The sequence below is a fragment of the Pseudomonas sp. URMO17WK12:I12 genome (assembly GCF_000514395.1).
Classification (GTDB): Bacteria; Pseudomonadota; Gammaproteobacteria; order Pseudomonadales; family Pseudomonadaceae; genus Aquipseudomonas; species Aquipseudomonas mucoides.
On record NZ_KI911392.1, the window covers coordinates 138,026 to 150,936 of the forward strand.

Genomic DNA, 12,911 nt, shown 5'->3' on the forward strand with positions numbered 1-12,911 from the left:
CTACGGTTGCGATTTTTTTTATCTGAATAAAGGACATGCCCCATGGACCGATTCCAGGAAATGCAGGTCTTCGCCGCCGTCGCCAAGGCGCAAGGTTTCTCGGCGGCGGCGCGAATTCTGGGGATGTCGGCGGCGAGCGTCACCCGGGCCGTCGCGGCACTGGAGCAGCGCATTGGCACGCAGTTGATCACCCGTACGACCCGCAGCGTGCATTTGAGCGAGGCGGGGCAGCGTTATCTGGACGACTGTCGCAGGATTCTCGCCGAGGTGCAGGAAGCGGAGGATTCGGCGGCGGGGAGTCATGCACAACCCCGTGGGCAATTGACGATCACCGCGCCGGTATTGTTTGGAGAGTTGTTTGTCACGCCAGTGATGGTTGATTACCTGGCGCAGTACCCTGAGGTCTGCATCAATGCGCTGTTGCTTGATCGCGTGGTGAGCATCACGGAAGAGGGCATCGATGTGGCGGTGCGCATCGGCGATTTGCCCGACAGTAATCAGCATGCGATCCGGGTCGGCGAGGTACGGCGGGTGATTTGTGGTTCGCCAGCGCTGATCGCGGCACATGGCCGGCCCTTGCATCCGCAGGAACTGGTACAGGCGCCGATTATTGCAACATCGGCCACGGGCCAATTACGTAACTGGCCCTTCCTTGAAAATGGCGAACCGCTGTCGGTGCGTACGGAGTCTCGGCTGGTGGTCACCGCCAATCAGGCTGCCATCACGGCCGCCTGCCTGGGGCTGGGGTTTACCCGCGTGTTGTCGTATCAGGTCGCGGGAAAGGTGGCGGCGGGTGAGTTGCAAATCATCCTGTCTGAATTCGAATTGGCGCCGTTGCCGATTCACGTGATTTATCAGGGCGGGCGCAAAGCGCCAGCGCGAGTGCGCAGTTTTGTCGACTTCACGGTGAAGGCCTTGCGCGAGCATCCAGCCTTGAAGAACGAGGCACTATTGCTCCAGCTGAAATAATGGATTGCATTTGCTGGTTATTCTATTGTTTCGGTAGCAGGCGGAAGATGGCAACCCATCGGCGCCGACTCTTTCCAAAGGGCGCCTCCACCCAGCGGAGTCGACCATGCAAGCCATCAAACTCTACAACTTCCCACGCTCTGGCCACGCTCACCGTGTGGAGCTGATGCTGTCCCTGCTGCAATTGCCGACAGAGCTAGTCTTTGTCGATCTGGCCAAGGGGGCGCACAAGCAGCCGGATTACCTGGCGATCAACCCGATGGGTCAGGTGCCTGCCATCGATGACCAAGGCGTCGTGTTGGGCGACTCCAATGCGATCCTGGTGTATCTGGCGCAGAAGTATGGCAACGGTCGCTGGCTACCGACTGATCCTGTCGGCGCTGCCAAGGTTCAGCGCTGGTTATCGATTGCTGCCGGGCCGATTGCCTTTGGTGTGGCCAGAGCCAGGTTGATCACCGTGTTCGGCGCGTCCTACAACGCTGAAGAAGTGATCGCCAATTCCCACGCTTTGCTGAAAATCATCGATCAGGAACTGTCTGCCACGCCATATCTGACGGGGAGCGAGCCGACCATCGCCGACGTCTCGGCCTACAGTTATATCGCCCATGCGCCGGAAGGCAATGTCTCGCTCGACGACTACCCCCACATCCGTGCCTGGCTGGCGCGCATTGAAGCCCTGCCAGGGTTTGTCGGCATGCCACGCACGGTGGCCGGCCTGCAAAAAACTGCCTGATGTTCACGGCCCGATCCGCTCGGGCCGTTCACGATGCGCCATGGGCGCAGGGGAGGAGCCGTTATGGAACATTCACCTTGGCACGCCGGCGAGAAACAGTTGCAGGCTCATGTGGGGGTTGCCGAGCGAATGGAGGCGTTCGGACGTAAGGTGATTCGCAGTCAGATGCCGGATCAGCACCGCACGTTCTATCAGCAACTGCCTTTCATGCTGTACGGCGCCGTTGATGTCGAAGGCAACCCCTGGGCCAGCATTCTTGAAGGGCAACCGGGTTTCGCTCATTCCCCCGATCCATCGCTGTTGCAGTTCGACCACCTGCCGGGCGCCGATGACCCTGCGCAGCTGCAAGACGGTGCTGCCATCGGTTTGCTCGGTATTGAGTTGCACACCCGGCGCCGCAATCGCCTCAATGGCCGAGTCAGCGCCGTTACGGCCAGCGGATTCGGCGTCACGGTGGAGCAATCGTTCGGCAACTGCCCGCAATACATCCAATTGCGCCAGTTTCGTTCGGTGCCCTTGGCGGACCCTTCGAGTCGCGTTGCGCAGCACCTGACTGAACTGGATGATGCGGCCAGGACCATGATCGTCGACGCCGACACATTCTTTGTCGCCAGCTACGTGGACGTCGATGGACAGCGTTCGGTGGATGTTTCTCACCGGGGCGGCCAGGCCGGTTTCGTACAGGTGGAAGGGAATCGCCTGACGATCCCTGACTTCGCCGGCAACCTGCATTTCAATACGCTGGGCAATCTGCTGGTCAATCCTCGCGCCGGTTTGTTGTTCATCGATTTCAATTCTGGTGACCTGCTGCACCTCAGCGGGCGTACCGAAATCATCCTCGACGGCCCGCTAATCGAAGCCTTTCAAGGTGCCGAGCGGCTGTGGACCTTCGAAGTCGAGCACGTGGTGCGCCGGCCTGCAGCGCTGGCTTTGCGCTGGCGCTTTGACGGCGTATCGCCCACCAGTCTGCTGACCGGCACCTGGGCGCAGGCCAATGCACGCCTGCAAGCCAAGGCTTTGGGCGATCATTGGCGGTCGCTGCGGGTGGCGCGAATCGAACAGGAAAGCCACCACATTCGTTCGATCTACCTGGAGCCTGCCGATGGCGCCGGATTGCCGGTGTTCCAGGCCGGGCAGCATTTACCTTTGCGGTTCAACATTGACGGTGACGTGCATATCCGCACGTACAGCCTGTCGAGTGCGCCGTCCGATGACTTTTTCCGTATCAGTGTGAAGCGTGACGGATTGGTGTCATCGCACCTGCATGAGCGGATTCGTGTCGGTGACGTGCTGGAAGCCCGTGCGCCTCAAGGGCATTTCACCGTGGCACCGCATGAGCGGCGCCCGCTGGTATTGCTGGCCGCTGGCGTGGGCATTACGCCGCTGCTGTCGATGGTGCGTGAGGTGGTTTATCAAGGCCTGCGCACGCGGAGCATCCGCCCGACCTGGTTCATCCAGAGCTCGCGAACCCTGGCCGATCAACCATTCCGCCCTGAACTGAACCGCTTGCTCGACGGGCTCGGCGACGCGGTGCGAGTCCTGCGTCTGCTCAGTCAGCCGGAGCCCGAGGCGCGCGAAGGGGAAGATTTCGACCTGACCGGTCGAATCGACGCCGACCTGCTCAAGAACGTGCTTGAGGTGGAAGACTACGATCAGCTGGATTTTGTCCTCTGCGGCCCAGGAGCGTTCACCCAGGCGATGTACGACAGCTTGCGTGACATGGACATCCGCGATTCAAGGATTCACGCCGAGACCTTTGGGCCGTCGACGTTGCGCCGGGTAGCCGATCCGGATGCAGTGATCATCGAGCAACCACCGGCCGCCACGACGTCAGTACCGGTGGTGTTCGAGCGCTCGGCCAAAGAGGCGCGCTGGAAACCCGATAGCGGCAGTTTGCTGGAGTTGGCTGAAAGCCGTGGTTTGCGCCCGGAATTCAGCTGCCGTGGCGGTTCCTGCGGGACCTGCAAGACGCGCCTGATCAGCGGCGAAGTGACTTATCCACAAGTGCCGGCAGAAGTGCCCGGCGCTGGAGAGGTACTGATTTGCTGTGCGGTGCCGGCGCAGGGTTCGAAGCCGCTGGTGCTGGATCTGTAACCCCAGGTCCTGCGGCTCAACCCCTGTGGGCGCCGGGCTTGCCTGCGATGACGGTTTAACATTCATGTTGACTGACACGCCGCCATCGCGGGCAAGCCCGGCTCCTGCAGGAAAGCAGTCAGGCGTAAGACAGGGATTTTTCCTCAAGCAGCTCTTCGTACAATTCGGTCCATTTGCGACCCATGTCGTCGGCTGTGAATAACTGCCGATACCGGGCCTCAGCCTTCACGCCCATTTCTGCCGCACGTGTCGGGTTTTCCCACAGCGTGCGCATCGCTTCACGGAAGGCTTGTGGATGACTTGGAGGCACCACCAGCCCGGTTTCATTGTGGATGTTGATGTAACTGGTGCCGGTGCCGATCTCGCTGGAAATCATCGGCTTGCCGTACATCGCACCTTCCAGCAGCGAAATGCCGAACGCTTCAGAGCGCAAATGCGACGGGAACACCACGGCATAGCTCAGCTGCAGCAAGGCCACTTTATCCTCATCACCCAAACGTCCCAAAAAGTGCAGGTTCTGCAAACCCAGTTTTTTGGCCTGAGCATGCAGTTCAGCTTCCAGGGGGCCGGCGCCGACGATCACCACCGGATAATTCAGCCCCTGCATCGCTTCGAGAAGAATGTGCAGTCCTTTGTAGTAACGCATAACGCCGACGAACAAGAAGAACTTGTCGCCCAACTGTCGACGCCAGCGGTCAGTGCGCTCCATTTCAGGCTGTGGATAACCTGCCTTGTCCAACCCATAGGTGATTACCCGGGTTTTTTCGCGGTAATCCTGAAGAATTTCACTGGTATGAAAGTAGTTGGGTGAAGCGGCGACGATTCGATCGGCGCTGTCCAGAAACCGGCGCATCAAGGGTCGATACAGTTTGAGTAAATGACGCTGGCGAATGATGTCCGAGTGGTAACTCACTACGCAGGGCTTTTTGGTTGCGCTACAAAAATGCACCAGATCCATGAATGGCCACGGGAAGTGGTAGTTGACCACGTCGGCCTCTGCCGCCAGCTCACGAAATTGCTTGAACACACTGTAGGAGAAGCCGGTGGACGCCAGTTGAAAGTCCATTCTGGCCTGATGGACCTGATGTTCACGGATCTGGATCACGCCAGGTGCCGGGTTGTTACTCAAGGTCAGGACAGTGCTGTCGACCCCATGTCGCGCGCCGCTTTCGCACAACTGAAAAATGACCTGTTCGATACCGCCCATGGAGTCGGGCAAGTAGGTTTTGTAAAAGTGCAATACACGCATATCAGTCTCCCATAACCTGACGGTAGGCTCGGGCCGTGACCTTCGCGCAACGCTTCCAGGAAAAAAGCTTCGCTTGTTGCAAACCGGCGTCGCGGCATGCCTGCCAGTGAATGGGGTCGTCGATCAACCGGTTCATGGCATCGCGTAAATGGTCTGGATTATCCGGCTCGATGTAGTTGCCAGCGGTTGCAGCGACCTCCGGCATGGCCGAATGGCGCGTCAGAATGACCGGCGTTGCGCTCGCCATGGCTTCAAGAACGGGCAGCCCGAACCCTTCGTACAGCGAAGGAAAGATCAATGCCCGGGCACCGGCCAGCAGTTGCGCCAGATCTTCATCCGGCAGATACCCGAGCAGGCATACGTCGCCTGTGGCCAGGGCTGTGCGCAATTCTTCACTGAACTGCTCGTGTTGCCAGCCGGCCATACCGACGATCAGCAGCGGAAAACGCTGACGCACCGCCTCCGGCAACAAAGCGTGGGCGCGCAGGGCGAGGGTCAGGTTCTTGCGCGGTTCCAAGGTGCCGACGCAGAGGAAATATTCCCGCGCGACGACGCCATGGGCCTTGAGAACGGCGTCGATGGCCTCGGGAGTCCGTGGGTGGAAACGCGCCGCTGCACCCAGTGGTGCGACGACAAACCGCTCGGCTGGCAGCCCGAAATGCGCCTGGGCTTCGTCGGCAATAAACTGCGAGTCGGTAAGAATCAGGCTCGCCTGGCGTACGCCGTCGGCCAGCCGCCGTTCAATTTCCCGCAAACGCGCGGGCGGCTGTGTGTCGGGGTAGTGCAGGTGAGTCAGGTCATGCAGAGTGATGATCGTCGGGCCGTCGAACGACAGCGGCCACAAACTTGGTTCGTGGTAGAGGTCGATGGATTGCGCGCGACCTTGATCGAAGCGTTTCTGCTCCAGCCAGCGCCGGGCCTGATAGGCCCCTGGAATCTGGCGCAGCAGCGGCGTCAGTCGCGAATAACCGGGCATGGCCGCTTCCGGCAGAGCTGAGCTCCAACCCCAGCCATGAAACAGCGCCAGTTCGATATCCGGCTCATCGGCTAACGCGTTCGCCAGTTCGGCGACGTAGTGGCCAATGCCGGTACGCGGAGCCTGGAGGATCCGGGCATTAAGGGCAATTCGCATGTTGCCTCTCTGTCATGACCGGCGCTTCTACAAGATTGTGCAGGGTTCGTTCGGCCAACTGGGCACTCGCTTCACGCCAGCCGATCCAGCGCCAGTGCGCGACGTCGCGGGTGGCCGGGAATTGACCGCTGCGCTCGAAATCCACGACCAGGTCGCACAGGCTGTGTGGCTCGGCCAGATCGAAGTACGCCATGAACTCGCCACCGATTTCGCGAAAGACCGGAATATCGCTGCCCATGGCCGGCAGTCCGCGCTGCATGGCTTCCACCAGTGGCAGGCCGAAGCCTTCGACATACGATGGAAACACCAGTGAGCTGGCGTGGCTGTAGGCGTGTTCGAGGCTGGTGTCACTCAGGTCGTTGAACATGAACAGACGCTGGTTCAGTTGCGGGTGATTGCGTACCCGCGCGAGCAGGGCGTCGCACTTCCAGCCGATTCGACCGGCAATGCACAACCGGGCCTTGGAGCCCGCCGCCCAAGCCAATTCGAAAGCGTCCAGCAGGTAATCATGGTTCTTGCGCGGCTCGATAGTACTGACCATCAAGAACACCGGTTCCGGTGTTTCAAATAGCCGGGCAAGGCGCGGTTCCACAGCCGCGGTTGCTTCGCTGAGGTCGAGTTCGGAACCAAGGTGGAAATAGTCGAACCACAGCTCATTGGCCTTGGCAGGACCGAGACGGCGCTGTAATTCCTCACGCACCTGGTCACGCACCGTGGCAGAAATTGCCATGTAGCCATCGGCCGTTCGGGTGATCCAATCGAACCATTCATTGAAAACCTGGACTAGCCGGGTGTCGTAGAACTGCGGGTGAGTCAGGGGAATCAGATCGTAGACCACCGAAATGATGCCCACGCCTTCACGTTTCAGCTGTTCGGCAAACGGGAAAAAGTCGGTATGCCAGGACGAGTCCAGCAACACCAGTTGATCCCCTGGCTGATGCAGCAACGGCGTGCAGCGTTTGGGCAGTTGATACTGGTTGATGCCTTCGATCACCCGCAGTGGAATGCTGAAGCAGGTGATCGCCGTCAAACGGTAGGCCACGTGCAGCAAGCGTTTGATCACTCGCGAGTGGCTGCGGTTATGCAGGCGTTGGTGCAGTTGCCAGATACGGTGAGCCAGGCGTTCCAGGCGTCCACCGAAGGTCATCAAGTGATCGAAAATCGGGATGTTCAGCGCGCCGAGCATCAGTACTCGATAGAGCTTGCCTTTGAGCATCACTACCGGGATGCAGTCGACACCATCCACCGATTCCGGCAATTGATTGACGACGTTGCGCACCACTCGCTGGATGCCCGAGTTGACCTTGGGGTGCTGGAAAACGTGGGTGCATTCCACCAGAAGGCGCGTCATGGTGTGTTTTCCGGCATCAGCGTTTCAACGGAGCGGGTGATGGTGGTTTTCGCCCCCAGCCACGAGCAGCCCACGAAGTCTTCGTGGCGGTTATTGATCACGTGGAACACCAGACCGTAGTCCCGCCATTCGAAATTGCGGTCCAGGTGCGAATCCAGACGGGACAGACTCAGGGCCACCGAATAGTTACCCTTGCCCAGTCCCATGATGAAAGCAAAGCGGTAGGTCACGCGCTCCCCGGCCTTCAGATCATTCAGCGCCTGGTCCTGGCGATGGGTGTTGATGCCGTACATAGCCTGGCCCAGGCGATCCTTGATCATAAAGCCCAGCACCAGCCGCTCGATGTCCTGGCGGATTTCGACGTCCACCTCCAGCACCACCGGCTGACCGACTTCCGCCGCATCGATGGACCGTTCGTGCTCGTCCAGCAAGCGCACCCGCAAAATCCCGGCTTCACCGGTGCCTGAAATAGTGCTGACCTGGCCGCCTGAGAGCATTTCCTGACGCACCGTCTGGCCTTCACGCTCGGCGAGTAGCGCGTTGTAGTAATCCATGACGGCTTCGGGTGTGCTGTGCATGGCCATCCGTCCCTTTTCCAGGAGGATCGCCGAGTCGCAGATCGACTGAATTGCCGAGCGGTCGTGGGACACGATCAACAGCGTGGTACCGGCTTTGCGGAAGCTGCGGATGCGGTCGAAACTTTTGTGCTGGAAGTAGGCGTCGCCCACTGACAGTGCTTCGTCGACGATCAAAATGTCCGGTCGCCGCGCGGTGGCCACGCTGAATGCCAGGCGCATCTGCATGCCGCTGGAATAGGTACGCACGGGATGATCGATGGCGTCGCCGATTTCCGCGAAGCGTTCGATCTCGGGCATCAATGCTTCGATTTCTTCGACTTGCATGCCCAGCAGTTGGCCGGCCATGACCGCGTTCTGCCGGCCGGTGAAGTCCGCATGAAAACCCATGCCCAGTTCCAGCAGGGCGGCGACGCGGCCTTCGAGCTGGATGCTGCCGCAGGTAGGTTGGGTGGTGCCGGTGATCATTTTCAGCAGGGTGCTTTTGCCCGCGCCGTTGACCCCGACGATGCCCACGGACTCGCCGGGCGCAATTTCGAAGGCCACGTCTTGCAGCACCCAGTGCTGGCGATGACGGATCGGCGAAAACGGGATCAGCCATTCAGCCAGTCGGCTCCAGCGATTGGGGTATTGCTTGTAGGCCTTGCCCAGGCCGGTGACGCGTATGTGCCCCATCAGAGTTCATCCACCATTTCACCGACCCGCTGACGGAACAACCGCAGCCCGATCACGCAGAACACCGTGCCGCTCACGAATATTGGCAGCAGAGAACTCCAGACCGGCCATTGGCCGTAAAGGAACACATTCTGATAGCTGGTAATCAGATTGGTCAGGGGATTGAGTTGCAGCAGGCGTTGTACCCATTCCGGCAGGATGCTCATCGGATACACGATCGGCGTCAGCCAGAACCAGAATTGCAGGCAGATGGCGAAAAATTGTCCGACATCGCGAAAGAACACATTCAATACACCCAGAATCATCCCCAACCCGGCACAAAACATAACCTGCAAGGCCAAAAGCGGAATAAGCGCCAGCAGCGCCATGCCGGGCAGTCGCCCGCTAATCAGCAGAAAGCCGATGAACAAGCCGATGATGATCGCGAAGTTGATGCCGGCGTTGAACAACACGATCACTGGCAGGCAGATCCGCGGGAAGCTGATTTTCTTCAGCAGGTTGGCGTTGTCGAGAAACATGTTCTGACTGCGCACGGTGATTTCTGCGAACAACCCCCACGTCAGGAGGCCGGCGCAGAGGTAAACGCTGTAGGCCAAACCGTCATCCACCCCTGGCAAACGGGCGCGCATGATGTGGGAGAAGATCACTGTGTAGACGATGATCATCGACAGCGGGTTAAGCACGGTCCACAGGGCACCGAACAACGAATTTCGGTAACGCGCCTGGAATTCTCGCTTGACGCTACCGAGGATGAATCCCCGATAGCCCCACAGCGAGCGGTACAAAGAAAGCAGCATTCAAACCGTCCTGCCGTATTGGTCTTCGAAGCGGACGATATCGTCCTCTCCCAGGTATTCGCCGCTTTGCACTTCGATGATCACCAGGTCAATCACGCCGGGATTTTCCAGGCGATGCCTGTGGCCGGCGGCAATGAACGTTGATTCGTTCTTCGCGACCAGATGAGTACCGGTGCCGTTGTTGGTGACCTTGGCCATGCCTTCGACCACCACCCAATGTTCATTGCGATGGTGGTGCATCTGCAGCGACAACTTACCACCGGGCTTGACCACGATGCGTTTGATTTTGAAGCGAGGGCCTTCTTCGAGCACGGTGTAGGTGCCCCACGGCCGGCTGACCGTACGGTGCAGGCGATAGGCTTCGTGCTTCTTGTCCTTGAGCTGCTTGACCACCCGACGCACGTCCTGCGCGCGATCGGCGTGGGCGACCAACACGGCGTCGGCGGTGTCGATGATGATCAGGTTATCCACACCCACGGCCGCTACCAACCGTTCTTCGCTCTGGACAAAGTTGTTGTGGCTGTCGATGAACACGGCATCGCCGCTGGCACGGTTGTTTTGTGCATCGGCAGGCACGAGTGCGGCCACTGCGCCCCAGGAGCCGATATCACTCCAGTCGAATCGGGCGGGCACCACGACCACTTTGTCGGAGTGTTCCATCAGCGCGTAGTCGATGGAGATGTCGGTGATCTCGGCGAACAACGCCGGGGACAATTCCTGTTGCAGGCAACCGACGGTTTCCACCGGGCTACTGGCCGCCATGCAGGTTTTCGTCTGCTCGAGCAACTCGGGGGCGTGGATCTGCAATTCGGCCAGCACGGTGGCGATCGAGAAGCAGAACATCCCGGAGTTCCACAGGAAATGGCCGCTCTCCAGGTAATGTGTCGCGGTTTGCAAATCAGGTTTCTCGACGAAGCGCTGCACTTTGGCCGCGCCTTTTCCGTCCAGCGCAGCGCCGGTTTCGATGTAGCCGAAACCGGTATCCGGCGCGGTCGGCACCACGCCGAAGGTCACCAGGAAACCCTCCCTGGCCAGTGCCACGGCGTGTTCCACGGCGGTCTTCAAAGCATCTTCGTTGAGGATCAAATGGTCGGCGGGCATCACCACCATGATCGCTTCATCGCCGTGCAGGGCTTGCAGTGACAGGGCGGCGGCGGCGATGGCCGGGGCCGTGTTGCGGCCCGTCGGCTCCAGCATGAAGTGCCCGCGATGACGGCTGAGCTGCGCCTCCTGATAGTGATCCTTGCTCTGGAAGTAGTAGTCGCGGTTGGTCACCGTGACGATATCGCCCCAGCCATCGAGCAGGCCGGCGGCCCGCCGATAGGTTTTGCCCAGCAGCGACTGACCGTCGGGCAAGGTCATGAACGGCTTGGGATGGCCCTCGCGGGACACCGGCCACAAGCGCGTACCGGCACCGCCGGAGAGAATCACGGGAATCAGCATGGCCTACTCCTTGGCGACGCGTTTCATGTCCGCATCCATCATCATGCGGATCAAGGTATCCAGATCGGTCTTCGGCTTCCAGCCCAGTACGCGCTGGGCTTTGGCCGGGTTGCCCAGCAGCACTTCCACTTCGGCCGGGCGGAAAAACGCCGGGTCGATTTTCACGAAGTCGCGGTAGTTCAGGTCGACGTGTTCGAAGGCGATCCGGCACATTTCGCGCACGGTGGTGGTGATGCCGGTGGCGACCACAAAGTCATCAGGCTTGTCTTGTTGCAGCATCAGCCACATGGCTTCGACGTAGTCGCCGGCAAATCCCCAGTCGCGTTTGGCGTCGATGTTGCCCAGGCGCAGTTCCTGCTGTTTGCCCTGCTTGATGCGGGCAGCGGCGTCGGTCACTTTGCGGGTCACGAACTCGATGCCGCGCAGGGGCGATTCGTGGTTGAACAGGATCCCGCTGCTGGCGTGCAGATTGAAACTTTCGCGGTAGTTCACGGTGATCCAGTGGCCATACAGTTTGGCCACGCCGTACGGGCTACGCGGATAGAACGGAGTGTTTTCGTCTTGCTGCTCGGCCTGGATCAGGCCAAACATTTCGCTGGTGGACGCTTGATAAAAACGCGTGTGCGGACTGAATTGGCGAATGGCTTCGAGCAGGTGAGTCACGCCCAGGCCGTCGACGATACCGGTGGTGACGGGTTGGTCCCAGGAGGCGGCGACAAAGCTTTGCGCCGCCAGGTTATAGACCTCGTCCGGGGCTGACTTGATGACCGCGCGCTGCACCGAGCAGGCATCGGCCATGTCGCCGTCCAGGTAAACGATGTCGCCCTCGACGCCCATTTCACGCAAGCGCCAGCGTGAATCGCTGCTGCGCCGCGCCACCAGGCCGTGGACTTTATACCCCTTGTCGAGCAGCAGTTTGGCCAGATAAGCGCCGTCTTGGCCGGTGATCCCTGTGATCAGTGCACTTTTAGTCATTCTTGTCGTACTCGCTTCTCCCAGTCGGACAGGATCGCCCGCAGGGATTGTTGTGTTGTGATTTCAGGCGTCCATCCTGTGGTCTGGGCAAGCTTGGCATGGCTGCCACAAACGCGACGCTGATCTGCGCGACGAAGGCGCGCGGGGTCTTGAATCAATTGCATGTCGACCTGGGCGAGGTCCCCCAGTTGTTCGATCAAACTGCGAATGCTCTGCTCGTGTCCCGAGCAGATGTTGTAGACCTGTCCCGGCACGCCCTTTTCCAGCAGCGCCAGGTAGGCCGAAATCACGTCGTCAACGTCGAGAAAATCGCGCGTGACGTCGATGTCACCGACTTCCAGTTGCGGCGCTTGCAAGCCTTGTTTGATTCGGCTGATCTGCCGGGCTGCGCTGGCGATGGCGAAGCTTTCATTCTGGCCGGTGCCAATGTGGTTGAACGGACGGGCAACCATGACCGGCCAGCCTTCGCTCAGGCCCCATTGCAGGCTAAGGAATTCCGCCGACAGTTTGCTCACGGCATAGGGATTGCGCGGGCAGGGTGGCTGTTGTTCGGTAATGGGCAGGTCGGTTTCGATGACCTGGCCGTAGACGTCGCCAGAACTGATGTACAGAAACGTCCCGGTGAAACCGCGGGCCTTCAGGGCTTGCAGCAGGTTCAGGGTGCCGAGCAGGTTGATGTTGAGCGTGCGCGCCGGATCGCGGAAGGCTTCGGGGACGAAGGTCTGGCCGGCCAGGTGAATGACTGCATCGGGCATCTCGGGCCACAGGCCTTCGAGGCTGCCGGGCTCGGCGAGATCGTAACGGGAAGCGGCAGGCAGAAGTGTCCATGCCGAGGCATCAGCGTTCAGGCGAGATTGGATGTGTTGTCCGACGAACCCACTCAGACCCGTCACGAACAGACGCTTTTTCAAACAGCAG

At 59.9% G+C, this 12,911-nt stretch carries 11 protein-coding genes; 3 read left to right on the forward strand and 8 right to left on the reverse strand.

The genetic code is table 11. From position 1 onward, the window contains the following. The first annotated feature begins 42 nt into the window (after positions 1 to 42). The 3 genes from D882_RS0127620 (at position 43) to D882_RS0127630 (ending at position 3,796) form a co-directional block, all read left to right on the forward strand. Positions 43 to 969 (forward strand): LysR family transcriptional regulator, encoded by a 927-nt coding sequence (locus D882_RS0127620; protein ID WP_027926219.1) that lies wholly within the window; start codon positions 43 to 45, stop codon positions 967 to 969. A gap of 106 nt (positions 970 to 1,075) precedes the next feature. After that, positions 1,076 to 1,702 carry a glutathione S-transferase family protein gene (locus D882_RS0127625; RefSeq protein WP_027926220.1) on the forward strand — a complete coding sequence of 209 codons (627 nt, stop codon included), beginning with the start codon at positions 1,076 to 1,078 and terminating at the stop codon, positions 1,700 to 1,702. Positions 1,703 to 1,765: 63 nt separating this feature from the next. Then, entirely contained in the window at positions 1,766 to 3,796 is a 2,031-nt protein-coding gene (locus D882_RS0127630) for a pyridoxamine 5'-phosphate oxidase family protein (RefSeq protein WP_027926221.1), read from the forward strand. Positions 3,797 to 3,914: 118 nt separating this feature from the next. On the opposite strand, the gene D882_RS0127635 is transcribed toward D882_RS0127630, so the two are convergent. Genes D882_RS0127635 through D882_RS0127670 form a run of 8 tightly spaced genes read right to left on the reverse strand, consistent with a single transcriptional unit; the run spans position 3,915 to position 12,904 of the window. Further along, entirely contained in the window at positions 3,915 to 5,045 is a 1,131-nt protein-coding gene (locus D882_RS0127635; RefSeq protein WP_027926222.1) for a glycosyltransferase family 4 protein, read from the reverse strand. 1 nt (position 5,046) lies between these two features. Continuing rightward, entirely contained in the window at positions 5,047 to 6,177 is a 1,131-nt protein-coding gene (locus tag D882_RS0127640) for a glycosyltransferase family 1 protein (RefSeq protein ID WP_027926223.1), read from the reverse strand. Beyond that, a complete protein-coding gene (locus tag D882_RS0127645; protein WP_027926224.1) occupies positions 6,161 to 7,528 on the reverse strand; it encodes a glycosyltransferase family 1 protein in 1,368 nt (455 codons plus the stop codon). Before D882_RS0127645 ends, D882_RS0127640 begins: the two co-directional genes overlap by 17 nt. Next, complete coding sequence (locus D882_RS0127650; protein WP_027926225.1) at positions 7,525 to 8,778, reverse strand: ABC transporter ATP-binding protein; 1,254 nt, start codon at positions 8,776 to 8,778, stop codon at positions 7,525 to 7,527. Before D882_RS0127650 ends, D882_RS0127645 begins: the two co-directional genes overlap by 4 nt. Continuing rightward, positions 8,778 to 9,575, reverse strand: coding sequence for an ABC transporter permease (locus D882_RS0127655; protein ID WP_027926226.1), 798 nt, complete (start codon positions 9,573 to 9,575; stop codon positions 8,778 to 8,780). Before D882_RS0127655 ends, D882_RS0127650 begins: the two co-directional genes overlap by 1 nt. Then, complete coding sequence (locus D882_RS0127660) at positions 9,576 to 11,018, reverse strand: mannose-1-phosphate guanylyltransferase/mannose-6-phosphate isomerase (RefSeq protein ID WP_027926227.1); 1,443 nt, start codon at positions 11,016 to 11,018, stop codon at positions 9,576 to 9,578. Between the two features lie 3 nt (positions 11,019 to 11,021). Continuing rightward, positions 11,022 to 11,993 carry a GDP-mannose 4,6-dehydratase gene (gene gmd / locus D882_RS0127665; RefSeq protein WP_027926228.1) on the reverse strand — a complete coding sequence of 324 codons (972 nt, stop codon included), beginning with the start codon at positions 11,991 to 11,993 and terminating at the stop codon, positions 11,022 to 11,024. Then, positions 11,990 to 12,904: a GDP-mannose 4,6-dehydratase gene (locus D882_RS0127670; RefSeq protein ID WP_027926229.1), complete on the reverse strand. Its 915-nt coding sequence runs from the start codon at positions 12,902 to 12,904 to the stop codon at positions 11,990 to 11,992. Before D882_RS0127670 ends, gmd begins: the two co-directional genes overlap by 4 nt. Positions 12,905 to 12,911: the final 7 nt, after the last annotated feature.

Coding starts and splice junctions, on each gene's coding strand:
- D882_RS0127620 (WP_027926219.1), top strand. CDS start 43: ATGGACCGATTCCAGGAAATGCAGGTCTTCGCCGCCGTCGCCAAGGCG.
- D882_RS0127625 (WP_027926220.1), top strand. CDS start 1,076: ATGCAAGCCATCAAACTCTACAACTTCCCACGCTCTGGCCACGCTCAC.
- D882_RS0127630 (WP_027926221.1), top strand. CDS start 1,766: ATGGAACATTCACCTTGGCACGCCGGCGAGAAACAGTTGCAGGCTCAT.
- D882_RS0127635 (WP_027926222.1), bottom strand. CDS start 5,045: ATGCGTGTATTGCACTTTTACAAAACCTACTTGCCCGACTCCATGGGC.
- D882_RS0127640 (WP_027926223.1), bottom strand. CDS start 6,177: ATGCGAATTGCCCTTAATGCCCGGATCCTCCAGGCTCCGCGTACCGGC.
- D882_RS0127645 (WP_027926224.1), bottom strand. CDS start 7,528: ATGACGCGCCTTCTGGTGGAATGCACCCACGTTTTCCAGCACCCCAAG.
- D882_RS0127650 (WP_027926225.1), bottom strand. CDS start 8,778: ATGGGGCACATACGCGTCACCGGCCTGGGCAAGGCCTACAAGCAATAC.
- D882_RS0127655 (WP_027926226.1), bottom strand. CDS start 9,575: ATGCTGCTTTCTTTGTACCGCTCGCTGTGGGGCTATCGGGGATTCATC.
- D882_RS0127660 (WP_027926227.1), bottom strand. CDS start 11,018: ATGCTGATTCCCGTGATTCTCTCCGGCGGTGCCGGTACGCGCTTGTGG.
- gmd (WP_027926228.1), bottom strand. CDS start 11,993: ATGACTAAAAGTGCACTGATCACAGGGATCACCGGCCAAGACGGCGCT.